Origin of the sequence: Pseudomonas turukhanskensis, assembly GCF_027922365.1 — a bacterium.
GTDB lineage: Bacteria > Pseudomonadota > Gammaproteobacteria > Pseudomonadales > Pseudomonadaceae > Aquipseudomonas > Aquipseudomonas turukhanskensis.
Map to the genome: position 1 here is coordinate 395,806 of NZ_BSFN01000003.1, position 25,018 is coordinate 420,823.

At 62.5% G+C, this 25,018-nt stretch carries 21 protein-coding genes; 18 read left to right on the forward strand and 3 right to left on the reverse strand.

What is annotated here, in order from left to right:
- Nucleotides 1-15 precede the first annotated feature (15 nt).
- The 7 genes from PKE98_RS08190 to PKE98_RS08220 all read left to right on the forward strand — a co-directional run bounded on the left by PKE98_RS08190 (nt 16) and on the right by PKE98_RS08220 (nt 8,586).
- Entirely contained in the window at nt 16-525 is a 510-nt protein-coding gene (locus PKE98_RS08190; protein ID WP_271194769.1) for a RidA family protein, read from the forward strand.
- Between the two features lie 33 nt (nt 526-558).
- Nucleotides 559-3,024, forward strand: a complete 2,466-nt coding sequence (locus PKE98_RS08195) for a TonB-dependent receptor plug domain-containing protein (RefSeq protein WP_271194770.1) — start codon at nt 559-561, stop codon at nt 3,022-3,024.
- Complete coding sequence (locus tag PKE98_RS08200) at nt 3,024-3,962, forward strand: ABC transporter substrate-binding protein (RefSeq protein WP_271194771.1); 939 nt, start codon at nt 3,024-3,026, stop codon at nt 3,960-3,962. The genes PKE98_RS08195 and PKE98_RS08200 overlap by 1 nt, the downstream gene beginning before the upstream one ends.
- A gap of 167 nt (nt 3,963-4,129) precedes the next feature.
- A complete protein-coding gene (locus PKE98_RS08205; protein ID WP_271194772.1) occupies nt 4,130-4,906 on the forward strand; it encodes a 2OG-Fe(II) oxygenase in 777 nt (258 codons plus the stop codon).
- 5 nt (nt 4,907-4,911) lie between these two features.
- Nucleotides 4,912-5,664, forward strand: a complete 753-nt coding sequence (locus PKE98_RS08210) for a tRNA-dependent cyclodipeptide synthase (RefSeq protein ID WP_271194773.1) — start codon at nt 4,912-4,914, stop codon at nt 5,662-5,664.
- 62 nt (nt 5,665-5,726) lie between these two features.
- A complete protein-coding gene (locus tag PKE98_RS08215; RefSeq protein WP_271194774.1) occupies nt 5,727-7,253 on the forward strand; it encodes an MFS transporter in 1,527 nt (508 codons plus the stop codon).
- Entirely contained in the window at nt 7,246-8,586 is a 1,341-nt protein-coding gene (locus tag PKE98_RS08220; protein WP_271194775.1) for an LLM class flavin-dependent oxidoreductase, read from the forward strand. The genes PKE98_RS08215 and PKE98_RS08220 overlap by 8 nt, the downstream gene beginning before the upstream one ends.
- An 87-nt stretch (nt 8,587-8,673) precedes the next feature.
- Here the strand turns inward: PKE98_RS08220 and PKE98_RS08225 are convergent, their stop codons facing one another.
- Together PKE98_RS08225 and PKE98_RS08230 are read right to left on the reverse strand one after the other, a co-directional pair.
- Complete coding sequence (locus PKE98_RS08225; RefSeq protein ID WP_271194776.1) at nt 8,674-11,220, reverse strand: HWE histidine kinase domain-containing protein; 2,547 nt, start codon at nt 11,218-11,220, stop codon at nt 8,674-8,676.
- A 557-nt stretch (nt 11,221-11,777) separates the two neighbouring features.
- On the reverse strand, nt 11,778-12,644 hold the full coding sequence (locus PKE98_RS08230; protein WP_271194777.1) for a LysR substrate-binding domain-containing protein: 867 nt from the start codon (nt 12,642-12,644) through the stop codon (nt 11,778-11,780).
- 111 nt (nt 12,645-12,755) lie between these two features.
- On the opposite strand from PKE98_RS08230, the gene phnD reads away from it, so the two are divergent.
- The 5 genes from phnD (at nt 12,756) to phnX (ending at nt 17,352) form a co-directional block, all read left to right on the forward strand.
- A complete protein-coding gene (gene phnD, locus PKE98_RS08235) occupies nt 12,756-13,625 on the forward strand; it encodes a phosphonate ABC transporter substrate-binding protein (RefSeq protein WP_271194778.1) in 870 nt (289 codons plus the stop codon).
- Entirely contained in the window at nt 13,622-14,407 is a 786-nt protein-coding gene (gene phnC / locus PKE98_RS08240) for a phosphonate ABC transporter ATP-binding protein (RefSeq protein WP_271194779.1), read from the forward strand. The genes phnD and phnC overlap by 4 nt, the downstream gene beginning before the upstream one ends.
- A 13-nt stretch (nt 14,408-14,420) precedes the next feature.
- Entirely contained in the window at nt 14,421-15,239 is an 819-nt protein-coding gene (gene phnE, locus PKE98_RS08245; RefSeq protein ID WP_271194780.1) for a phosphonate ABC transporter, permease protein PhnE, read from the forward strand.
- 67 nt (nt 15,240-15,306) lie between these two features.
- Nucleotides 15,307-16,410 (forward strand): iron-containing alcohol dehydrogenase PsrA, encoded by a 1,104-nt coding sequence (gene psrA, locus PKE98_RS08250; protein ID WP_271194781.1) that lies wholly within the window; start codon nt 15,307-15,309, stop codon nt 16,408-16,410.
- A gap of 114 nt (nt 16,411-16,524) precedes the next feature.
- Nucleotides 16,525-17,352: a phosphonoacetaldehyde hydrolase gene (phnX, locus tag PKE98_RS08255; RefSeq protein WP_271194782.1), complete on the forward strand. Its 828-nt coding sequence runs from the start codon at nt 16,525-16,527 to the stop codon at nt 17,350-17,352.
- A 376-nt stretch (nt 17,353-17,728) separates the two neighbouring features.
- Here phnX and PKE98_RS08260 read toward each other — a convergent pair whose 3' ends face one another.
- Nucleotides 17,729-19,069 (reverse strand): pyridoxal phosphate-dependent decarboxylase family protein, encoded by a 1,341-nt coding sequence (locus PKE98_RS08260; RefSeq protein ID WP_271194783.1) that lies wholly within the window; start codon nt 19,067-19,069, stop codon nt 17,729-17,731.
- Nucleotides 19,070-19,425: 356 nt separating this feature from the next.
- On the opposite strand from PKE98_RS08260, the gene PKE98_RS08265 reads away from it, so the two are divergent.
- The 6 genes from PKE98_RS08265 to PKE98_RS08290 all read left to right on the forward strand — a co-directional run bounded on the left by PKE98_RS08265 (nt 19,426) and on the right by PKE98_RS08290 (nt 25,003).
- Entirely contained in the window at nt 19,426-20,154 is a 729-nt protein-coding gene (locus tag PKE98_RS08265; protein WP_271194784.1) for a TorF family putative porin, read from the forward strand.
- Between the two features lie 19 nt (nt 20,155-20,173).
- Nucleotides 20,174-22,033, forward strand: coding sequence for a CocE/NonD family hydrolase (locus tag PKE98_RS08270; protein ID WP_271194785.1), 1,860 nt, complete (start codon nt 20,174-20,176; stop codon nt 22,031-22,033).
- Between the two features lie 62 nt (nt 22,034-22,095).
- Nucleotides 22,096-22,656 carry a DUF3237 domain-containing protein gene (locus tag PKE98_RS08275; RefSeq protein ID WP_271194786.1) on the forward strand — a complete coding sequence of 187 codons (561 nt, stop codon included), beginning with the start codon at nt 22,096-22,098 and terminating at the stop codon, nt 22,654-22,656.
- A gap of 383 nt (nt 22,657-23,039) precedes the next feature.
- Nucleotides 23,040-23,849: an energy transducer TonB gene (locus PKE98_RS08280; RefSeq protein ID WP_271194787.1), complete on the forward strand. Its 810-nt coding sequence runs from the start codon at nt 23,040-23,042 to the stop codon at nt 23,847-23,849.
- 45 nt (nt 23,850-23,894) lie between these two features.
- A complete protein-coding gene (locus PKE98_RS08285) occupies nt 23,895-24,602 on the forward strand; it encodes a MotA/TolQ/ExbB proton channel family protein (protein WP_271194788.1) in 708 nt (235 codons plus the stop codon).
- On the forward strand, nt 24,602-25,003 hold the full coding sequence (locus tag PKE98_RS08290; protein ID WP_271194789.1) for an ExbD/TolR family protein: 402 nt from the start codon (nt 24,602-24,604) through the stop codon (nt 25,001-25,003). The genes PKE98_RS08285 and PKE98_RS08290 overlap by 1 nt, the downstream gene beginning before the upstream one ends.
- Nucleotides 25,004-25,018: the final 15 nt, after the last annotated feature.

Consider the following 25,018-nt stretch of genomic DNA (forward strand, 5'->3'; position numbering starts at 1 on the left):
CTTGGAGTATTTGCCATGCCTATCAATAAAGCCCTGCTGGGGTTGGGGATCCTATGCGCTGCCGGCGCCACTGCCGGCCACGCCGCCGACATCCAACGCGTGCCTTCCACCTACCCGAACTCGCCGATTCTGCAAGCGGTGACGCTGCCGGGAAACAGCCAAGTGACTTACCTGTCCGGAATCCTGCCGGACCCGGTGGACGCCAAAGCGCCCAAGGATCAGCTGCGCGCCGCCGGCACTACCGAACAACAGACCCTGGTGGTGTTTCGCAAGATCGAGGCGGTGCTTGCCGAGCGCGGCCTGACCCTTGGCGATGTGGTGCAGGTGCGGGTGTATCTGGTGGGCGACCCGGCCAAGCGCGGGCGTCTGGACTTCGACGGCCTGCAGGCCGGTTTCCGGCAATTTTTCGGCACCGAAAAACAGCCGCTGAAACCGGCGCGTACCACGGTGCAGGTAGCCGGGCTGGTGTTGCCCGGCGCCTTGATCGAAGTCGAAGTGGTCGCCGCCATCGGCGCAAAAAACTAATTACCCCAGACGCTCATAACAGGAAGTTTTTCAATGCGTACTGCGTTCAGCAAAACCTTTGCCTTGTCATCCCTTAGCGCTGCCTTGCTGGCAGCGGGAATACCGGTCCACGCCCTGGCCGATGACCCGACACTTGATACCGTGGTGGTCACCGGTGTACGTGGCAGTGCGCCGCGTACCGTGACCGACAGCCCGGTGCCGATCGATGTGATTACCGCCGAACAGTTGGAGAAAACCGGCCAGAACGGCCTCAAGGACATCCTTACGCGCCTGCTGCCTTCGTTCAACGCGCCGACCATCAACGGCGGCGGTACCGCCTTTCTGGTGCGCGGTATCAGCATGCGTGGCCTGGGCGGCGACCAGGTGCTGATTCTGGTCAACGGCAAACGCCGGCACAACACGGCGATGATCAACAACAACGCCCGCGTCGGCACGGCTGCCGTGCCGGTGGACCTGGACCTGATTCCCACCGCCGCGATCGAACGCATCGAAGTGCTGCGCGATGGCGCGGCCGCTCAATACGGTTCGGATGCGATTGCCGGGGTGATCAATATCATCCTCAAGAAGGACAACGCCGGCATCACCTCCGACAGCTCCCTCGGCCAGTACTACAGCGGCGATGGCACCACCGGGCACGAAGCGGCCAACCTCGGCACCACCCTCGGCGATGGCGGCTTTTTCAACCTGTCGTTCGATGCCAAATCCCAGGAACCCTATGACCGCGCAGGCTCGGTGGAAGGCAACTTCGGCCCGTTGTGGGATGGCTCTCCCGACCCGCGCAACAGCCAGACCCATGGTTGGGGGGAGGAATACGGCCTGGGCCGCGACCGCACTGCCAGCACCGCGTACAACCTTGAGCTGCCGCTTGAGAACGACGTGACCCTGTACTCGTTCTCGACCCTCAGTTACCGCGACGGCAAGAAGGTGCTCGGTCACCGCGCGCCTACCGATATCACCGCCATGGTCGGCAACACCGATGGCCAGCCCTATCCCAAAGGCGGCCAGGCCACGCGCGAAGTGAAGGAAACCGACTACCAGTTCGCCGTTGGCGGCAAAGGCCTGGCGGCCGGTTGGAACTGGGACCTGTCCACCACCTATGGCCGCGACAAGGCCAAGCTGTATACCGACAACAACCTGAACATTTCCAACGGCCCGGACTTCAGCCAGCAGCGCTTCCACCTGGCCGATGAAACCTTTGACCAGTGGACCAATAACCTCGACTTCACCCGCGCGCTGGATATCGGTTGGAGCAGCCCGCTGGAGACCTCGTTCGGCATCGAATACCGCTGGGAAAAATTCGAGCTGGGGGAGGGCGAACCGAACTCCTATAACTACGGCGATTACGTGATTCCCAGCGGGCAATACGCCGGGCGGCGACCCGACCCGGGCTTGTTTTCGGTCAACGGCACCAGCCCGGAAGACGCCAACGCGAAAATCCGCCACAGCGGTGCGGCGTATGTCGACTTCGGTCTTAACATCACCTCCCAGTGGTACGCCGCCTTTGCCTTGCGCCAGGAGCAGTACAACCAGGGCATTGGCGAAACCACCAGCGGCAAGTTCACCACCCGCTACGAGTTTCTGCCGGGCTACGCCGTGCGGGCCGCAGTGAGCAACGGCTTCCGTGCGCCTTCACTGGCGCAGAATGCCTTCTCGTCCACCAGCTCGGTCACCCAGTTCCTCGGCGGCGGCGTGACCACCACGGCACGGACCAAACAGATGCGCCCCGACTCGCCGGAAGCCATTGCCCTGGGCGCCGAAACCCTCAAGCCGGAAAAGTCGCGCAACTACAGCCTGGGCTTTACCGCCGAGCCCATCGAACGCCTGCGTTTTACCGCTGACCTGTACCTGATCGATATCGACGACCGCATTCTGCAAACCGGGATTCTCTCGGGCACCGCAGTCTCCGACATCCTTGAGGCCAATGGCCTGCCGCGTAACCTGTCGGGCCAGTATTTTGCCAACGCGGCCGACACCCGTACCAAGGGTATCGACCTGGTGCTCGACTATAGCCAGAACTTCGGTGAATACGGCCAGGCGAAATGGAGCGTGGCTTACAACCATAACAAGACCACCATTCGTGACCTCGCCGAAACGCCGTCGGAGCTTTCGAGCCTGGGGTCCGGCTATGTGTTGTTCGACCGTCAGCAGCAGCTAGACCTGACCAAGGCCACGCCCAAGGACAAATGGATTCTGTCCACCAACTACCGCCTCGACGACTGGAACGTCAACCTGGCTGTCACCCGCTACGGCGAATACACCGAAGGCAACAACAACGCGGAAAACGACCGCACGTACAGCCCCAAGTGGATCACTGATATCGACGTGGCCTACGACATCAGCGACAACGTGACGGTGGCAGTCGGTGCCAACAACCTGTTCGACGAGTACCCGGACAGTATTGGTATCGTGCCGTGGGCCGGCACCTACGAGTACGGCATGTTCTCGCCCTATGGCCTGGGTGGTGGTTACTACTACGGCCGCTTGAGCCTGGCCTTCTGATGAAGCGCGCCATGCTGCTGTTGGCTGCGTTGCTGGCCCTCGCCCCGGCTGTTCAGGGCGAGGAGCTGCTGCGGGTTTCAAGCCAGAAAGCGTCGCTGAAGATTCTGCTGGAAGCAGCAGGCGAGCTGAACAATCTGCCGTACCGCATCGAGTTCGCCTCGTTCGGTGCGGCGGCGCCCACCGCCGAAGCGCTGGCCGCCGGTGCGGTGGATATCGGCACGCTGGGGGATGCGCCCTTTGTGTTTGCCGCCGGCGCCGGCGCGCCGCTGAAAACCGTCGGCGTGGTGCGGGTAAACGTTACGCAAACGGCGGTGGCCATTGTCGTCAACCAGGATTCGCCGCTACGCGATGCGGCGAGTTTAAAGGGGCGAAAAATCACCACCACGCGCGGCTCCATCGGCCATTACCTGGCGCTGGCGGCGCTGCGCGGGGCGGGGCTGACAGGCAAGGATGTGCAGTTCATTTTCCTGCAACCGGCCGAATCCCGAGGCCTCTTGGCCAACGGCGAGGCTGACGCCTGGGCGACCTGGGACCCCTACACCAGCATGAGCCAGATCGAGGGCGGCACGCGGGTGCTGGTCAGTGGTGAAGGCTTGTTCGCCGGCAATATGTTGCTGGTGGCCAACGACGCGGCGATTCGCGACAAGCCGGCGCTGCTGGCAGATTTTCTGCAACGTCTGGCCCGTGCCTATGCCTGGGCCAATGCCAACGAGCCGGCGTTTTCGGCCATTCAAGCGCGCTACAGCGGCTTGCCGGTGGACATACACAGCCGCTCCAACCGCTACTCGCAACCGCACCGCGTGCCCATAGACGCTGGCGTGATTGCCGACGTGCAACGTACCGCCGACCTGTATCGGGCTGAAGGCCTTATCAGCCAGCCGTTCGATGCCACTGGCCGTTTTGCCCCGCAGTTCAACCCGGAGCACTCACCTCAATAAAACACCACGGTCCGTAGGGTGTGCTCTGCGCACCGGTGCGATTGCCCAGCTACTGCAAAGGTGCGCAGAGCACACCCTACGAAAAGCAAACGAAGCCATGAGTTGCCCGTGACGCAACCCGCTGTTGGTCGAACCTTCATTCCATCCAGGGACGTTCAGGAGTCTGTATGTTCACCACCCTTACTGCCGATCAATTGCAGGCCTCGCATATCGCCGACGTGCTGCACAAACGTGCTTATGGTGTGCGCCTCAAAGGCTTCTGCCCGGCGGACACCGTGCAATTGGCCCGCGAGCGCCTGGCTCGCCATGAGCTGCGCGGCTCGTTCAGCGAGCAGAAAGAATTCAACCGCCTGGGCAAGGCCTATATCGAGATCGGCGACGAGCAAAGTCGCCAGGCGTATCACGCCCAGGCGCTGACCAACATCCGCAAGATTCGCGACGCCTTTCGCCCGCTGGCATCGCCCATCGACGAGCTGCGCTTACTGCTCGATGAGGTGTGGCCCAAGGGCGCGCGGCTGCTGGATGTAAACGGTGAAAAATGCTTTGTCGGCATCGCCCGTTTTCAAGGCAGCGGTGTCGACCTGACGCCTCACACCGACAACCTCGAACGCAACGCGCCCGCCGACCACGAACCGCGCTTGCTCACGCAGCTGTCCACCAACATTTATCTGGAAATTCCCGAAGACGGCGGCGAGCTGGAGATCTGGGGCATCGAGCCCGACGAGCAACAGTACGAACGCCTGCGCGGCACCCGCGCCTATGGCATCGAGCGCGATTTGCTGCCGCCGCCGGACTTTGTCATCAAGCCCGAACCCGGCGACCTGATTCTGCTTAACCCCCGCCTGATTCATGCCGTGCGCCCCTCGGCCACCAGCACGCGCGTCACCCTCGGCGTGTTTATCGGCTATTTCGGCGACAACCAACCCTTGGCCTACTGGAGCTAACGACCATGAGCGATGTGGAAGCGATCAATCTCAAAGCCTATTTCAACAAGGGCGGTGAGGAGCTGGATTTCACCGGCAAACGCTGCGTGTTGGCGGTGAGCGTAGGGCAGGAGTACCACGAGCAGCAGAAGCTCAGTTCCACCGTACACCTGATCAACAAATCCGGTTTTAGCCACGTAAAAGTGGTGGTGGCCGACACCCTGCAGCGCCACAACAAACACGGCAAGTCGCCGGGCCTGGCGTTGTCGGCGTCGATTCGCGATGGCGAGGCGTGGCTCAAGCGCAATCGCAAATACCTCGATGGCCTGGAGGCCAAGGTCACCATCAGCCGCTGGAACGAAGAGCTGGCCTCAGATCGTTACGCCGACCTGCGCTTGCAGGTCAATGAGGTGTACGCCCAGCCCGACAGCCGCTTGCGCGCGGCCATCGACACCACCATTGGCGTGTTTATCGAACGCCTGTTGCTGCGTGACCCGGCGGCGGATACCCAGCAGGCCGCCGCGCAGTGCCGCGAATACATTCTGGAAGAGATTCCGATCATCTTGCCGCTGTGGGCCGAGCAGGGTTACGACTTCATCATCTACCCGCAACAGATGACCCACGCCATGGCCACGGCGCGCGAGTTGTTGATCGAGCCGGTGCACCCTGAGCGGGTGCATTGGTTGCCGCTGAAGTTCAAAAAGCGCGGCATTCCCATTCCGTTCAGCCTGCCGGGGGTGGTGCACCCGGCGTGGTCGCACACGGCGGTTGCTGTTTAGGTTCGGTGTTTTCCGGCGGGTGGCCATGCCGCCCGCGTTTCTTTTTCTTTGAGGAGTAATCCATGGGCGTTTTTGCGCAACAGCAACGCAAATGGTGGGCACTTTTTGGCGTCAGCATCGCCAGCTTTCTCGGCTGCGTCGATTTCACCATTGTGAACACCGCCTTGCCGGCATTGCAGGCGGACCTCGGCGCGTCGTTCGAGGCGCTGCAGTGGGTGATCAACGGTTTCATTCTGGCGCTGTCGAGCTTTATGGTGCTGGTCGGTCGGCTGGCGGATGTGTACGGGCGCAAGCGCGTGCTGTTTATCGGCCTGACCGTGTTCGGCGTGGCGTCGTTGGCGGCTGGTGTGGCTAAGGGCATCGACTTGCTGATTGCCGCCCGCGTAGCCCAGGGCGTGGCGTGCGCGGTGCTGTACACGGCCTCTGGCGCCATTGTGGCCAATGCCTTCCCCGCTAACGAACAGGGCCGCGCCTTCGGCGTGCTGTTCAGCGTCAATGGCGTGGGCCTTGCCAGCGGCCCGGTGTTGGGCGGCGTGATTGCCAGTGCGCTGGGCTGGCAATGGATTTTTCTGCTCAACGTGCCGTTCGTGCTGCTCAGTCTGGCGATTGGCGCGTGGGCGGTGGACGAGTCGCGCGGCGACGGCAAGGGCCTGGACGGCTGGGGTGCGCTGCTGCTGTTGATCGGCCTGCCGAGCCTGGTGTTGCTGATTGTGCAAGGCGGCGTCTGGGGCTGGATCTCACCCATCAGCCTGGCGCTATTGGCAGTAGCGGCGCTGGCGCTGGTGGTGTTTATCCAGGTGGAACGGCGCGTAAGGGCGCCAATTGTTGACCTTACGCTATTCGCCAATCGCCGCTTTGTGGCGGCCGTGGTGGCAAGTTTTGCCCTGGCGGTTTTTTACTGCCTGGCGTTCTTCGTGATGCCGTTGTACCTGGCGCTGATCCGTGGCGACAGCGTGCAGACGACGGGCTTGTTGTTGCTGCCGACCACCCTGGGCGTGGCGGTGCTATCGCCGGTGGTAGGGCGGCTGGTGGATCGCAAGGGCCCGGCGTTGCTGATTCAAACGGGGCTGGCGTTGTTCGTTGTGTCGGCGCTGCTGCAGGCAGGCTTCGACACCCACACGTCGCTGGCCTACCTGCTCGGTGCGTTCGCGCTGATGGGCCTTGGTTGGGCGTGCATTCTCGGGCCATCCACGGTGCTGGCCATGACCTCGGTGCCGGCCGCTGTCAGCTCGGTAGCCATGGGCTCGCTGATGACCTTGCACAACATTGGCGGCGGGCTTGGTTTGGCGATTGGCGTGGGCGTGTACCGTTACTTCGCGGCTCTGGAATTGGGCGCCGCCAGCGGCAGCCAGGGGCCGTGGGTGAACGCCGCGGTGGCGCAACCGGAGCAGGGCGCGGCGTTGCTCGCGCAACACCTGAGCCAGGCGCCCGAGGTGCTGAACGGCTGGGTGCAGCAGGGGTTTGTGCATGGTTACCAGGCGGCGATGGTGTTCCTTGCCGTGGTGTTGGCGGTTGCGCTGACCGGCGTGTTGCTCCTGCTGCGCCGGCACGCGCAGCCGGTTGAGCAGGCGGAGCATGCCCATGGCTAATGCCGACGGCCGTTTGCGCCTGGGCGCGTTTTTGTCTGGCTCGGGCGCCCACACCGGCGCCTGGCGCCACCCGCTGGCCGACGCCGATGCCTCGCTCAACGTGCAGCGCTACCAGCGCTACGCGCAAACCCTGGAGCGCGGGCGCTTTGACGCGCTGTTTCTCAACGACAACGTCAGCGTCGGTGAACTGGCCCCGGAGGTGCTGGCGCGCGGGCCGTACAGCCTGCGCTGGGACCCGCTGATTCTATTACCGGCACTGGCAATGGTGACCCGTCACATCGGCCTGATCGCCACCGCCAACACCAGCTACAACCAGCCCTACAACGTGGCCCGCAGTTTTGCCTCGCTGGACCAGCTGTCCAACGGCCGCGCCGGTTGGAACCTGGTGACGGCGTTGGTGGGGGCGGAGAATTTCAATCACGACCAGCCGCTGGCCCACGCCGAACGCTACGCGCGCGCCGAGGAGTTTCTCGATGTGGTCACCGGCCTGTGGGACAGCTGGGCCGATGATGCCTTTGTGCTGGATAAGCCCAGCGGCGCCTGGCTCGATGTAGAGCGTATGCACGTGCTTAACCACCGGGGGCGACACTTCCAGGTGCAAGGCCCAATGAACGCGCCGCGCCCGGTGCAGGGGTGGCCAGTGATTGCCCAGGCCGGCTCGTCGGAGGCGGGCCGGGAACTGGCCGCCCGCAGTGCCGAGCTGGTGTTCACCGCGCAGCAAACCCTGGGCGAGGCGCAGGCGTTTTATCAGGATGTGCACGGGCGCATGGCCCGCTATGGTCGCGCGCCGGACACGCTGAAAGTCTTCCCCGGCGTGTCGCCCATCGTCGGCCGCACCGCCAGCGAGGCAGAAGAAAAACACCAGCAACTGCTGGAACTGGTGGACCCCCATAGCGCGCTCAAACAACTGAGCTTTCTGCTCGATTTGGGCATCGATCTGGCCGCCTTGCCGCTGGAGGCTCCCGTACCGCTCCCGGAGCAACCGGCGAGCACCGAGCGGCACAAAAGCCGCCAGCAACTGGTGCTGGATCTGATCCGCCGCCAGCGGCCCACGGTGGGTCAGTTGCTGCGCACGTTGGGGGCCGGCGGCCACCGCCTGGTAGTCGGCACACCGGGGCAGATCGTCGACGAACTGGCTGCCTGGTACCACGAGGGCGCGGCGGATGGCTTCAATATTCTGTTCACCCATTTGCCCGGCGGCGTGGACGATTTCGTGGAGCTCGTGGTGCCGCAGTTGCAACGTCAGCGCCTGTTTCGTGAGGACTATGAAGGGGCGACATTGCGCGAGAACCTGGGGCTGCGGCGGGTGGCTAATCGACACTTTTTAGAGTGAAGCAGGGAAGGGGAGGAACTCATGCCGTCCCCTTTTTCACTTTTTAAACACCCCACCCAACTGCTGTTATGCCGGCTACTCCGGTAGTCAAGTCGAGGAAGGCAGCAGGTTTTGCAGGTTGATAAGGATTGAGGCCGCATCGTAGGGCTTACGCACCACGGGGACCTGCGAGAATTGTCCAAGCAAGGTGTTGTTGTCGCCATAGCCGGTGGCAAACACGAACGGGATTTTCCGTTGGCTCAGCTCTTCTGCCACTGCGAGGGACGTTCCCGAACCCAGGTTGATATCGAGCACGGCCACATCCGGTTGCCGACGGGCCAGCAGCTTCATGGCTTCCGCTTCGGAGCCGACGGTAAGCACTTCCTGGGCGCCAGCCGTGACCAGAATCTGTTCGAGACCGACCGCAATCACCAATTGGTCCTCAACGATCATCACGGTAATACCAGACAAATCTTCAAGCCCGCCAAAAGGCTCAGCGGCTGCTGCCAGCGGTGTTTCAGCCACCTCCGTCTCTATAAGCGAGAGGTGTCGCGCAGGGATGTGGAAAGAACCCTGTACGCCTTCGGGCAGGAATTCGAGCGCGCTTTTACCGCCAAGGTCAAAGGGGATGCTGCGGTCGATCAATACCGAGCCGAAGCCAGTGCGGCTTGGCGGGCTGACCACGGGGCCGCCCTGCTCACGCCAAACGATGTCGCAGGCACCGCCGGCATCGCTAGCCCAACTGACGACCAGCTTGCCGCCTGGCCGCGACAGGGCTCCGTACTTGGCGGCATTGGTTGCCAGCTCGTGCAGCACCAGCGCCATGACGGAGTAGGCGCGGGCATCGAGGATGACGCCGGGGCCGCTCAGCACAATGGCATCGGGCGCCGTGCGATACGGTGACAGTTCGGCGTCCAGTAGCGCCAACAGGCTACCGCCGCCATCGCCGCGGACCACTTGATCATGGGCCAACGACAGGGCGTGGATGCGCCCCTTCAGCGTTGCCACATAGTCAGTCAAATTCTGGCTTTCCACCGTGGGGTGGGCGACGAGGGCGCCGATCAGCGCCAGGATATTCTTGACCCGGTGATTCAGCTCTTCGTTGAGCATGCGCTGGCGCACGTCCGATTTGGCACGCTCGCTGGCCAGCAGCTCACTGTTGTGCAGCGCCACTTCGACAATTGCCGCGCGAATGGCTTCACCAAATTGCCGATCCTGTTCGGTCCATGGCGCCGCATGTTGCTGCACGGTTTCTTTCCAGACGGCAAAACTCTTGCGCGGGTTCAACCGCTCGCCCAAAGGCCCGCTGTCGTAGGTCTTGTTTGGATCACCAGCCCACTCGAGGGTCTCGATCACCTCCTTGCGAAACAGCAGGAGGTAATCGCGGGGGTGCTGCGACATGGGAATAACCAGTACGCCCGAAACCTCGGTTGCATAGTCGCTAGCGGGGGTGTGCGCCGTGGAGAAGCGATGGGAGGCCCACGTCCGACCGTCGGCGACGCTTTCGACAAAACGCAGTAAGGATGGAATGGCCGCGTTGGGTGGCGTCAACCCCTCGCAGGTCCACTGGCCCTGCAAAAACATGCCGATACCGTCACAGGGAATCAACGCCTTGAACTCGGGCAGGCGATCGCGCAGCAGCGCTTCGAGATCGGCGGCGCGGTTGGCATCGCGCAGTAAGGTATCCAGAAACTGGCGGGCATGGCCGGCGGCATGCAGGTTCTGCCTGGCCCGTAGTGTCTCGATATGCAAGGACAGGAATTCGCCGACCATTTCCGCCGCAACCCGCTGCCCCATGGTCAGCGCGCGAGGGGAGTAATGGTGGCAGGCAATCAGCCCCCACAACGCGCCATCGACAATGATCGAGATCGACATCGAGGCGCCGACGCCCATATTGCGCAGGTATTCGCAGTGAATGGGTGAAACGCTGCGCAGGTGGGCATAGGACAGATCGATAGGCTCGCCGGACAGATCCAGCACCGGCACGATAGGAACGCTGGTGAACTGGGCGTTGGAAATAATCCGAATCGGGTTGCGCAGGTAAAGTGCGCGGGCCTGCTGCGGAATGTCGGTGGCGGGAAAATACTGGCCCATAAAGCTTTCCAGATCACCGCGCTTGGTTTCGGCGATAACCTTGCCGGCCCCGTCTGCGCCGAGCTGGTAGATCATCACTCGGTCGTAGCCGAGCATGGCCCGCACAAACCGCGCGGTATCGCGAAACAGCTTGCCGGTCTGGTCGATCTTGCGCACCTGGGCAATTACCGTACGCGCCAGCTCCAAGGGTTCGGCGATCAGCGCTCCGCAGGGCTCGAACTCCAGCACCGTGGTGCCTTTGAAAATATGCGCCGCAACGTCGACCACCTGGCCCGATGCGAGGGGCAAGGCAAAGGTCAGTGCAGGCCGCGATGGATCAGTGCTGCGCACCAGCGCGTTTCTGAGCGTATGGGCGGCCTCGTCGCCGATCACCGTTTCCAATCGCCGTTCATTCAACTCCCCGGTTACCCCCAGCAGGGCCCCGGCATTGGCGGAGTGGCGCAGGATCATGCCTGCCGACGCATCGCAGGCCAGCAGGCAGCCGTGGGGCTGAATGCTGCCAGGGATATGGATCGGCTCGCGATCACAGTTGGTCAGGTTGACGCGAGGCTCGGAAGTCATGACACCTTCAGGGAGACGAGATCAGCGCAGGAAGTGAGTGCCGACCGGGGTTCAGAATGATGAGAGGCTTGCGGGGCAGTCTATCCGGCGTGGCGGGGTGCGTCATCAAGGCATCACTCATGCAGCGGCCGGCGGCGCGGATTCATGGGCGGCGAACGGAAGAGCCGGACAAGATCGGCAAAGCGTTGCGGGGGCCTCTCGCTGGTTGTCGTCGGATTCGATTAGGCGATATCCGCATTGTTTACCGCATTAACGGAACCGAGATTGTTGTGGGGGGTGTGTAGGCCCTCGTCGTGACGTCGAAGTTTACGAGATGGCTCTATGTCGAGTCTGACACCGTGACTTCGAGGTGAGAAAGGCGCCTTTTTTGCGGGTGCTTCTACGGTGCATGACTCGAAATTCTGGGTCCCCGCCTTCGCGGGGACGACGGAGTTGGGGCTCGACTGCAGTGTTTGCGCCGAACCCATCGCGGCTGAAGCCGCTCCTACAGGTGACGCAGAGCTACTGTGGGAGCGGCTTCAGCCGCGATGGTTTTCAGGTCGAACGCCTGGTCGCCCTCAAACCCGTTCACCCTGCGCAATATCAAAAAACGAAGAAATCAACCGACTGCTCCGTCGCTCCGCCAAACAGTACAAATACGTTTCCGTATGCACCGGTTCGCCTTCTATGCGTATCGCCCGTAGCCGTGGGTCGGCGATAAATTCGGCTTCGGATACGGCGCCAATGCCTATCCCTCTTACCACGGCCTCGCGCAATGCTTCGCGGCTGCCAATCTCCATGGCTTTGCGCGGGGTAACCCCGGCATCGGCCAGTGCGCGTTCCAGCGCCAGGCGGGTGGTGGAGCCGGTTTCGCGTTGTAGCAGGGGTTGGCCTTCGAGTTCTTCCAGCCGCACGCTTTCGCGTTCGGCGAAGGGGTGGTTGAGGTTGGTGAACAAGATGATGGCGTGACGGGCGTAGTGCACGGCGCTCAGGCCAGGGTCGTCCTGGCGGCCGGCAAGCACGGCGATGTCGGTGGCGTATTGTTCGAGGTCGGCCAGCACCTGGGCGGAGTTGCCGACGCGGATGGAGACGTCGATGCGTGGGTAGCGCTGGCGGTAGTGGTCGACCATCTCGATAACGTGAAACGGCCCCACGGCGCCGAGTTTGAGTTGGCCGCTGTCCAGGCGGCCGGAGTCGTGCAACAGGTTGTTGGCTTCCAGTTCCAGCAGGGCCATGCGCTGGGCGATGGGCAGCAGCTGTTGGCCGACGTCGGAGAGTTCGATGCGCCGGCCTTTGCGGTGGAAGAGTTCCACGTTGTATTGGCGTTCCAGCTGTTGCACCTGGGTGGTCAGCGTAGGCTGGCTCAGGCCCAGCGCGCGAGCGCCGGCGCTAAAGCTGCCGTGCCGGGCCACGGCAAGAAAAGCGCGTATGCGGGCGGTCGACATCCATAGGTCCTATCAATAGTGAGTGGTTAAAACCCATATTGAATTGATCGTATGACTGTCACGTGACGTTTCTAAATTGTGCGTACTCCAACCACAACTGCTGGAAATGCCATGACCTCTTTTGCCTCGCTGTTTCGTATTGCCGGTTTTGCATTGTTGCCGTTGCTCAGCATCGGCCAGGCGCACGCGGCGGATACCTTGCGTGTTGGTTTGATCCCCTCTGAAGACTCCCAAGCCATGATCGAAAGCAGCAAGCTGGTGCTCGATGGCTTGCAAAAACAATTGGGCATGCCGGTGGAGCCGTTCGTTGCCACCGACTACAACGGCATTATCGAGGCCCTGCGCGCTGGCAAGCTGGACGTGGCGTACCTCGGCCCATTCTCGTATGTGCTGGCTGCCTCGGTGGCCGACGTGGAAGCCTTTGCGGTAGCGGTTACGCAGAAGACGCACCAGAGCTCGTACAAGAGCTTGATCATCACCCGCAAAGACAGCGGCATCAAAGATGTGGCCGATCTCCAGGGCCATACCTTTGCCTTTGTCGACCCCAGCTCGGCTTCGGGCCATCTGTTCCCGAAAGCGGGCCTGGAGAAAGCCGGTTATGCCCCGGAAAAACTGTTCTCGCGGGTGATTTTCTCCGGCTCGCACGACGCCAGCATTCTGGCTGTAGCCAACGGCAAAGTGGATGCCGCGGCAGTAGCCGACCGCATTCTGGCTGGCGCGGTGGCTAAAGACATCGTCAAACAAGATGACTTCCGTGTGGTGTGGACGTCGCAGCCGATCCCAGAGTCGCCGATGGTGTGGCGTAAGGCGCTGGACCCCGAGCTGAAGAAGAAAATCGCCGCCGCCCTGGCTGGCATGAAGGACGTGCCGTGGGGCGACCAGGGCCAGCTCGATGGCTTCCAAAAAACCGACGACGCCGCCTACAACGTAGTGCGCGAAACGGCCAAGGTGCTGAACCTGGACCTGAAGGGCATGAAATGATCAGCGTCCGTCAACTGACCAAGCAGTACGGCAGCAACGCCGTGCTGCGCGGCATCGACCTGGACATCGCAGCCGGTGAGTTTGTGGTGATTCTCGGCCAGTCCGGTGCCGGTAAATCCACCTTGTTGCGGTGCATGAACCGCCTGGTGCAGGCCGATGCCGGCACGTTGACGGTGGCGGGGATGGACGCCATCGCCTGCTGCGACACCCGCGCGCTGCGCCAACAGGTGGCAATGATTTTCCAGCACCACAACGTGGTGCCGCGCCTGTCGGTGTTGAAGAACGTGCTCACTGGTCGCCTCGGCGCGGTAAACACCCTGGCCTCGGTGTTGCAGCTGTTTCGTCGCGAAGATATCGACCTGGCCATGCAGTGTTTGCAGCGTGTGGAGCTGGCGCACAAGGCCCAGCAACGCACCGATTCGCTCTCCGGCGGGCAGATGCAGCGCGTGGGCATTGCCCGCGCCCTGGCACAGCGGCCGAAGGTGATTCTGGCCGACGAGCCGGTGGCGAGCCTGGACCCGAAAACCTCGCGCCTGGTGTTGCAGTACCTGCGCGATGCCACCCGCGAGCTGGGCATCACCGTGGTGTGCAACCTGCATCAGGTGGATTACGCCCGCGAATTTGGTGACCGCATTGTCGGCCTGGCCCACGGGCGCATGGTTTACGACGGCGGCCCGGATGGGCTAACCGAAGACGTGCTGCACCGTATCTACCCGGGTCAGGAGCCTGAGGCTGAAGACGAGCAGGCGACTGCGGGCTTGCAGGTGCGTTATGCCAACTAACAGGAGCAACGCCATGCAGGCGCGCAAATACCTCTGGACCGTCGACACCCCGCAAAATGCTCGTGGTTGGCTGGGCAGTGCCGCCCTGGTGTTGGTGGTGGTGATGGTGCTGCACTGGAGCGCCCAGGGCGCGCAGTTGAGCATCGGTGAACTGGCAGCCGGCCTGCCGCAGATTGGCGATTTTCTCAGCCGCACCATGCCCCCGGACTTGAGCATTTTGCCGCGCCTGTGGGGCCCGGCATTGGAGACCCTGCAGATTGCGCTGTGGGGGACGTTGCTCGGGGTGATTCTGGCGGTACCGTTGTCTTTTCTGGCGGCGCGCAACCTATGCCGCAACCCGGTGCTGTACCACGGCACCCGGCAGTTTCTGAATATCACCCGCAGCATCAACGAGTTGATTCTGGCGCTGATTTTTGTCTCGGCGGTGGGCCTGGGGCCGTTCCCTGGGGTACTGGCTTTGGCGATTCATGGCCTGGGTATGCTCGGCAAGTTTTTCGCCGAGAGCATCGAGGAAATCGACCAGGGCCCCATTGAAGCACTGCAAGCCACCGGCGCACGGCCGCTGCAAGTGATTGTGTTCGGCGTGCTGCCGCAGGTGATCACGGCCTGGATTGCGGTAGTGCTGTATCGCTTTGAGGTGAACCTGCGGTCGGCCACGGTGCTGGGCATGGTCGGTGCCGGCGGGTTGGGCTTTGAGTTGGTGAGCAGCCTCAAGCTGTTCAAGTACCCCGAAACGGCCACCTGCATCATCGTGATCACCGTGATGGTGGTCGCCGCCGACACCATTTCCAGCCGCTTGCGCAACGCCATCCAGAGCGGCAACAACCACTAGTTTTCATTTTTATTTTGCCCGGCGCAGGCCGGGCAGGGCGGTGCTCGCCCGTGTGTCAGGAGTTGCCATGATTTCCCGCTTTTATAACCCGGTCGACACCCGCTTTGGTTGGGGCAGCCTCGAGCAGTTAGGCAGCCTGACGGAGCAGCAAACCGTGGCCCTGGTGACCTTTCCCGAGGCCCGCGCGCTGGGTTTGGTAGAACGCATCCAGGCCTTGCTGGGCGAACGGCTGGTGTATGTGATTGAAGACGTGCAGCCCAACCCGGATGTGGCCGAACTGCGCCGTACCTATGAGCGCTTTTGGCAGCAGGCCGGGAGTTGCGACACCGTGATTGCGGTGGGCGGTGGTAGCGCCATCGACACCGCCAAGGCGCTGATCGTCGGCACCGAAGGCGGCAGTTTTGATGAGCTGCTGGCCTTGCTCGCCACCGGCAAACCCTTTGTACCGGCGCGCTGCAAACGCCTGATCGCCGCGCCGACCACGGCGGGCACCGGCAGTGAGGTCACGCCCTGGGCCACTATCTGGGATACCGAGCAGCAGAAGAAATACTCCCTGCACCTGGAGTGCACCTGGCCCAGCGTGGCGCTGATCGACCCGCAATTGATGATGACCGTACCGGCGAGCGTGACGGTGTCCACCGGGTTGGACGCGTTGTCCCATGCGCTGGAAGCCATCTGGAACCGCAACGCCAATGCGCTTTCCGACACCTTCGCCATTTCGGCCATTGAAGACATTCTGGAGTGCCTGCCGCAGCTACAGCACAACCTCGGCAGCCGCGAACTGCGCAGCCGTATGGCGTTGGCGGCATTGAAGGCCGGCATGGCGTTTTCCAATACCAAGACGGCGCTGGCCCATTCCATTTCCTACGAAATGACCCTGCGCCACGGGGTGCCCCACGGCATCGCCTGCTCGTTCACCTTGCCCTTGGTACTGGGCCTGGCCTGGGGCCAGGACGCCGAGCGGGATCGCACCTTGCAACGCGTGTTTGGCAGCGATTTGGCACGGGCCCAGGCGCGGCTGCGGGCATTCCTGCACAGCCTCTCGGTAAAAACCGAATTCGCTGATTACGGCGTAAATGCCGAACAAGCCCAAACCTTGCTCGACGCCGCCAGCAAAGGGGCGCGTGGGCAAAACTTTATCGGTTCCCTAACGGCCCCCACGGTCCCGTAGGACCGAGCTTGCTCGCGAACCAGGCGCCGCGGTTTTTCCGTGACACCGCATTACCGTTCTTCGCGAGCAAGCTCGCTCCTACAGGGCGTAGACGTTTTATCAAGGAGTTTTGCCATGCACTACCAATCTCCCCGCCAGCTGCAAGCCGTGATCCTCGACTGGGCCGGCACCGTGGTCGACTTCGGCTCGTTTGCGCCTACGCAGATCTTTGTAGAGGCCTTTGCCGAATTTGGCGTCGAGGTATCGCTGGCCGAAGCCCGCGGCCCCATGGGCATGGGAAAGTGGGACCATATCCGCACCCTGTGCGACCAGCCGGCAATTGCCGAACGCTTTGTGCGCGCACTCGGCAAGCGCCCGAGTGACGACGATGTCACTGCCATCTACGACCGCTTTATGCCGCTGCAGATTGAAAAAATTGCCCTGCATTCGGCCTTGATTCCCGGCGCGTTGGACAGCATCGGCACTTTGCGCGAACAGGGGCTGAAAATCGGCAGTTGCTCGGGTTATCCGGCGGTGGTGATGGAAAAAGTGGTGGCGTTGGCCAAGCAGAACGGCTTTGTCGCCGACCACGTGGTGGCTACCGACGAAGTGCCCAATGGCCGGCCTTATCCGGCGCAAAGCCTGGCGAACGTGATTGCCCTGGGCATCAATGACGTGGCCGCGTGCGTCAAAGTGGACGACACCTGGCCGGGCATTCTGGAAGGGCGCAGCGCCGGCATGTGGACGGTGGCGTTGACCTGTTCAGGCAATGCGCTGGGGCTGACGTACGCGCAATACCAGGCGCTGACGCCCGAGCAATTGACGGCCGAGCGGCAACGCATTGGCCAGCAATTTGCGCCAAGCCGGCCGCATTACCTGATCGACACCATTGCCGAATTGCCGGGGGTGGTGGCGGATATCAATCGGCGGTTGGCGGCGGGAGAGGTGCCGCAGGGGAGTTGAGGTTTCGCACCCAACGCCGCCCACGCGGGAGCGGTGGGTAGCGGTAAAAACCTCGGCCGCGAGGCCTGTAAACCGTAGGGTGTGCTCCGCGCACCGTTGCGTTGCCTGGGAGACCGCTTGGTGCGCGGAGCACACCCTACGAAAAGCCTTACCGTGTGGCCCTGCACCAGCCGTGTGGCATGTAAACCGTAGGGTGTGCTCCGCGCACCGTTGCATTGCCTGGGAGATCGCTTGGTGCGCGCAGCACACCCGACGAAAAGGCTTACCCGTTTACCCCTGCACCGTCCGCGTGGCTTGTAAACCGTAGGGTGTGCTTCGCGCACCGTTGCGTTGTTTGCGGAATTGCTTGGTGCGCGGAGCACACCCTACGAAAGCCTTACCTGTATAGCTTTTCCATCAGCCGCACCAAGGCCTCAATCTCTTCATCCTCGGTGCGCCAGGACGATACGCTGATTCGCAGCGCCGGCCGCCCTTGCCATAGCGTGCCGCCAAACCATGCCTCGCCGCTTGCCTGCAAGGCCTCGCGCACCGCTACGGTCTGTTCGTCGCTCTCGGCGCGAAACAGCACCTGGTTCAGCACCACCCGGTTAAGCACGTCGTAGCCGGCTGCCCGTAACCCGTCAGCCACTCGCCGCGCTTGCCGGCAATGCCGTTCCACTTGCTCGGCCACACCCTGTTTACCCAGGCTGCGCAACGCCGCCCATACCGGAATGCCGCGAGGCCGGCGGGAGAATTCAAGGGTGAGGTTTTTCTGGGCATCGCTGCTGGCGCTGGAGTACGCGGCGTCGCTGTTCATGGCGCTGGCCAGCGCGTTTGCATCGCGGCAGATAGCCATGGCGCAGTCGTAGGGGGTGTTCAGCCATTTGTGCGCGTCGGTGGTCCAGCTGTCGGCGTGCTCGATACCGGCGGTCAATGGCGCGAGGTTTGAGGCCCGCGCCCACAAGCCGAAGGCGCCGTCTACGTGCACCCAGGCGCCGGCGGCCTGGGCTTTGGGAATCAGCTCGGCAAAGGGGTCGAACTCGCCGGTGTTGACCTCGCCGGCTTGCAGGCAGAGCAGGGTGTGGTCATCCAGTGCGGGCAACTGCGCGGGGTCGATCTGGCCGTGGGCATTGACGGGTGCGTAGATGATTTTTGCGGTGCCAAAACCCAGCACCCGCAGGGCTTTTTTTACGGTGATATGCACCAGCGCCGACACCACCACCTTGATTTCCGGTGCGCCGATCAGGCCGTCGCGGTCGAAATCCCAGCCGTGGCGGGCCAACAAGGCGCGGCGGGCGGCGGCAAGGCAGGCGAGGGTGCAGGCCGTGGCGCTGGTGCCAAAGCCAACGGCGCTGTTGCGTGGCAGGTCCAGCGCTTGCAGTACCCAGCCGGCGGCGGTGGCTTCTACGGTGGCGGCCACGGGGGAGTTGTCGAAGCTGGACGCGCATTGGTCCCACGCCAGCATCAGCCGTTCAGCCGCGGCGGCGGCGGGCAGGGAGGCGCCAATCACAAAGCCGAAGTAGCGCGGGCCGTTGGACACCACGGTGGCCGGCGAGCCGCGTTCGTCCAGCAGGTGCAAGGTCTGCTCGGCCGGCAGGCCTTGCTCGGGCAGCGGCTCTTCAAACACCGCCAAACCCGCCAATGCGTCGGCATCGGGAAATACCCGGCGGGTGGCGACGCTGGCGGTGTAGGCGCGGCCGCGTGTGTCGGCGGCGGCGAGCAGGTCGAGTTCGTTCATACAGGCTCCAGGTTCAGGGCAACGGGCGATGCCGAGAGTATTCATCGGCGCCGCTGAACCTGAGCGGTACAGCCGGCCACTCGCTCAGCGCAGCAGTCAGGCGGCGAAACACACTGTTTGCAGCACAGTTGCCTGGAAAAACAGTTATTGTAAGTAACTAAATGCACTGATGCGGTGCAGGCGGTTTTGCGCAAAGTGGATAGATGAATGGTACGGCGCCGCTGAAGAATGCAGCGAGCGGCCATGCCGGGGCGCCAGGAGCACCCTGCGCCTCACTGGTCGTTAGATAACAAGAACAATCAATTAGAAAGCTGCACTTCTGCCATTCAAAAGCAAAAAAAATGGAGCGGAACCGCATGACCAAAAAAGGATGGAGCCTTTGCGCCGGCGTTTTGTATTGCCTCGTCTCGCCGGCACAGGCCATTGAACTCAACGAGGATTTTTCCCTCGACCTCACGCTCACCGCCCTCAGCGACTACCGCACCGGCGGCATCTCGCAAACCCTTGGCGACCCGGCTGTGTGGGCTGACATCAGCCTTGCCCACAGCAGTGGTCTGTATGCCGGGGTGTTCACCTCCAACGTGGATTTCGGCACCGACACCCGTCGCGAGTACGACTACTACATTGGCTACGCCCATGACTTCAGCGAAAACATCAACGCCACGCTCACGTACTTCGAGTACGACTACCCCAAAGACAGTGAATTCAACTACGGCGAATGGATCGGCACCGTCGGCGCGTACGGCGCTGTGCTGGGCACGAAGTACACCAGCCAGGTCAAGCCTTACGACGATGACCGCGCCGTGTACTGGCTGGGTTACACCTTCGAGCTGCCGTACGAAGCCAGCCTGGATGTGCGCTACGGCTTCAGCGATGCCAAGGACGATATCTGGGTGTCCGCCGACGGTTCCACCCGCAGCAGTTATTACGACTGGGAGGTGGGCGTGAACAAGGAGCTGTTCGGCTTCAACTGGCGCGTGGCCTATATCGACACCGACCTGTCCCAGGCCGAATGCGCCTCGGTCAATGGCTTTGATGACGTGTGCTCGGCCACGGTGGTGGCCCAGGTGGCCAAGTCGTTCTGAATTTTTCGGGGAAGCATTTATGACTAGACAAACATTCAACCGCGCGTTGGCGGCCGGCACCTGTGGCCTGCTGCTGGCGCTTGGCGCACACGCCGCGCAAGACGTGCCAGGCCAGGAGGTCAGCAGTGCGCCTACGCGTACCTGGCAGCCGTTCTGGGGCAAGCGGGTTACCGGCTATTTAAAGGCCGCCGACGGCGCCGAGTTGCGTTATTCGGTGTTGCTGCCCAAGGGCGATGGCAAGTTTCCGGTGCTGCTGCGCTACAGCGGTTACGACAGCGGCAGCATCGGTGGCTCGGCCTACCTGGCGGACGATGAAACCTTCTCCGTCGACCTGGATAAGCAGCTACTCGAGCAGGGTTATGCGGTGATGGGCGTGCAGGCGCGCGGCACCGGTTGCTCGCAAGGCACCTTCGATTTTCTCGGCCCGGATTACGGCAAGGACGGTCGCGCGGCGGTGGAGTTTGCCGCTAAGCAAGGGTGGTCCAACGGCAATGTCGGCATGTTCGGCTGGTCGTGGGCGGGCATGTCGCAATTGATGACCGCCTCCGAGCGCCCGTCCGGCCTCAAAGCTATCGCGCCTGGCATGGCCATGGGCGATGCCCGCAGCGACAGCTGGGCGCCGGGCGGGGTGCCGGCGCCGGAGTTTGTCACCGGCTGGCATTGGTACTTGAGCCAGCGTTGGGCGGCGGTGAAAGCCAGCGCCGAAAGCGAGCAGGACCAACGCTGCCTCAAGCAGTTGGCGCAAAACGAAGTGGACGTGAAAAAGCACGCGCTTACCTATCAGATCATCCGCCACCCGTTGCGTGATGAATGGAGCGCGCAGCGCAGTATCCGCGACCGCACCCATCTGATTCAGGTGCCGGTGTTGTCCATGCAGGCCTGGCAGGACGAGGCGGTGATGGCCCGCGAAGGCTATTACCACGAAACCATCAACCCCGAGCAGCTGTGGCTGGTGCAAAGCAACGGGCCGCACGATTTGTACGAGTCCCGGCACTACCGGAAAAAGCTGCAGGCGTTTTTCGATCACTTTGTGAAGGGCCTGGATAACGGCTTCGACAAACTGCCGCACGTGGAAATCTGGCAGGAAACGGCCAGCAGCGGGGCACGCGATGATCTGCATGGGCTGAACGAACCCGCCAAACCGGGCTGGACCATCACCCGCGAGCGCTATCCGGTAGCGGTAACCCCGTTGACCTTCGCCCTGGGTGCCAAAGGCAGCCTGGTGGAAGGTGGCAAACCCAGCGGCGAGCCGGATCAGTACAACTACCCGGTTGCCGGGCCCGACGTGAATACCTACGAGGTGGACAATGCCTGGGGCGAGCAGAAGCCCGGTTGGAAAGACGGCAGCCTGGCGTACACCAGTGCACCGCTGACCCGCGACCTGGTCACCTACGGGCCGGGTAGCGCCGACCTGTGGCTGTCCACACCGCTGGGGCCTGATATGGACGTGCAGGTCACGCTCACCCAACTGCTGCCCGACGGCCAGGAGGTGTACGTGCAGCGCGGTTGGCTGCGCCTGTCGGCCCGCGCGCTGGATACCGAAAAGTCCACCGCCGTGCGCCCCTGGTTGCTGGACACCCCCGACAGCCTGTTGCCGCTGGAGCCGGATGAGCCGGTACTGGGCCGCGTGGAACTGCGCCCGTTCTCCCACACCTTCCGCGCCGGTTCACGTTTACGCATCTGGATCGATGCGCCCGGCCGTACCGGTGGTTATGGCTTCGACACCTATGCGCTGGCCGCTCGCAGCACCTTGCTACACGACGCCGAGCATCCGTCGCAGTTGGTGCTGGGCGAGCTGGCCGGGGTGAAGGTGCCGGTGCCGCAACCGGCTTGCGACAGCCTGCTCAAGCAGCCCTGCCGGCCAGACCCGCTCAAGTAATGCATGACGCCACCGAACGCGGTTCGGTGGCCTTACCTGTGTTTTCAAAAGGATGTGTACCGATGACGACTCGCCATAAATTGCTGCTCGCCTTGAGCCTGACCTCGCTGCTTGGCCTGAGCACGGTTCAGGCCGACGACCTGAAAGAAACCAAAGCCAACCGCGTGACCAATGAGTTGGTGATGCAGATTCACGTCAAGCTGGGCCCGGAGGAAGACATGGGGCAGGGCGCTGATGGCCACCGCATCAATTACCCGATTATTGGCGGCACCTTTGTCGGCAAAGGCCTGAAAGGCACCGTGGTGCCCGGAGGGGCAGATATGTCGGTGGAACGCGCCGATGGCGTCACCCTGATTGAAGCGCTGTACCGCCTGAAAACCGATGACGGCCAGATCATCATCATTCACAACCCCGGCATCTGGCGGCCCAACGCAGACGGCCTGGCCAAACAGGCCAAGGGTCAGGAATTGGCCGAAGCCGATTACTACTGCCGCACCACACCCAGCTTCAAAACCCAACCGGGTAACTACGCGTGGCTGAGCGACTACGTGTATGTGGGCACCATTGATGATGTAAGCGATGACGAAGTGTTGATTGGCGTGTACCGCGTGGACGGGGCATAACCATCGGCCTGCCCCTGTAGGGTGTGCTTCGCGCACCGTTGCGCTACCCGTGAGACCGCAGTGGTGCGCGGAGCACGCCCTACGAAGCGTATAACCGCGCACCTGCGTTATTCCTGGCCTATAGGCGCAATGCCTAAAAAGCATGTTTTTTATGCCTTTCACATCATGTGAAAATAAAAATCTATATAAAACAACATGTTATGTTTTTAAATTCTTTTAAGTTATTAAAAAATGCTTAAAAGTTACTTTTTTAGATAAGCCCATTCCCCAATCATTGCCGCCAACACCGAAGACCGCTCTGCAATGGCCTTTTTGCCCTGTTGAGTGCTCGTTGGCCACCTCGCTCGTGGCCACCGGGAGCAAGCAATTCCAAGGAGTTTTACATGGGCAATGTTCAAACCGCGGCGACATCGCAGCGGCAGTGGCAGACACCGGCCAGCGCCGACCTGGTCGACCTCGGCCATCGTCATCGCGAGCCGTTGGCCCACAGCCGCCGGCACCATGTGGCGCCGGTCGGGGCACTGAGCCGTCGCGAGAAGCTGCTGTTGGCCATCCTTGCGGTGGTTGCTCACGGCGGCCTGATCTATTGGCTGAACCAGCACCCGACGCCGCCGTTGCCGGTGGTGCCGCCGGAAATTCCGCCGATGGAAATCGAGTTCACCCGGCCGGCACCGCCGGTGGTGGAGCCGCCGCCACCGCCACCGCCGCCACCACCGGTTGTTGAGCCGCCACCACCGGTTGTGGATGAACTGGCCGCCAAGCCTGCGCCCAAACCGATCCCCAAACCCAAGCCGACGCCACCGCCCAAGCCCGTACCCAAACCGGTAGCGCCACCGCCGCCAACGCCAGCACCGCCACCTGTAGCGGCGCCGGCCCCGGTAGCACCGCCAGCGCCACCTGCGCCGGCCCCGGTTACACCGCCGTCGGCCAACGCGGCGTACTTGAAAAACCCGGCGCCGGAATACCCGTCGCTGGCCCAGCGTCGCGGTTGGGAAGGCACGGTGTTGCTGCGGGTGCATGTACTGGCCAACGGCAGCCCGGCCGAGATTCAGATTCAAACCTCCAGCGGCCGCGAGCTGTTGGATAACGCCGCGGTACAGGCGGTGAAGCGCTGGCAGTTCGTGCCCTCCAAGCAGGGCGATGTAGCCCGCGATGGCTGGGTAAGCGTACCCATCGGCTTCAAGTTGCACTGACGTTTACGTACACACGAATTCAAGCATTACAGAGAGAGTTGAATCATGAGCTTACTGGCCACATCCCCCCTCGAATCCATTGAAGCCGCGGTTATCTGGCTGCTGGTAGGTTTTTCGGTCATCACCTGGGGCCTGGCCCTGTTGAAGGCCCTGCAGTTCGGCCGCCTGAAGCGCCAGGATCGCAAGTTCCAGAAGCTGTTCTGGGGCGCCTCGAGCCTCGATGGCGCCGCCGAGTTGGTAAATGCCCAGCCAGGCGCTGTGTCCCGCGTGGCCCAGGCCGGTTTCGGTGCCATTCAGGTTAACGAAAACGCGCAGGACCTGAGCCAGGCCATCAATCACCAGGACCGTCTGGAACGTGCCCTGCGTCAGCAGATTCAACGTGAGCGTCGCTCACTGGAATCGGGCTTGGCAGTGGTCGCCTCTATCGGCAGCACCTCGCCCTTTATCGGCCTGTTCGGCACCGTGTGGGGCATCATGGAAGCGCTCAAGGGCATCAGCGCCGCCGGCTCGGCGAGCCTGGAAACCGTAGCCGGACCGATTGGCGCAGCATTGGTGGCCACCGGTGTGGGTATCGCTGTCGCGGTGCCGGCGGTGCTGGTTTACAACTACTTTCTGCGTCGCCTGAAACTCAACTCGGCCGACCTCGACGATTTCGCCCATGACTTCTACAGCCTGGCGCAGAAATCGGCGTTCAAACTGATTCAACTGCCCGGTGGCAAAGCCGCTCCGCAAAAAGTGAAGGAGGCGTCGTAATGGCCTTTTCCACCCAAGACAGCGATGAAGTGCTCAGCGAGATCAACGTAACGCCGCTGGTGGACGTGATGCTGGTGCTGCTGGTGGTGTTTATCGTCACCGCGCCACTGCTGACCAACGCCATCCCGATCAACTTGCCCAAGACCGAAGCCGTGGCGCCGGTGGAGCAGAAAGACCCGCTGGTGGTGAGCATCGACGGCGAGGGCAAGTTCTTTATCAACAAGGACGAGGTGCAACCGGACCTGCTGCAAAGCAACCTGGAAGCGGCCAAGGCCAAAGACGCCGAATTGCGCGTGCAACTGCAAGCCGACGAGACAGTGGACTACGGCCAGGTGGCCAAGGCCATGGCCTCGATTGAGCGGGCGGGGATTACCAAGTTGTCGGTGATTACCGCGCGGTAAACGAACTCAAGATTT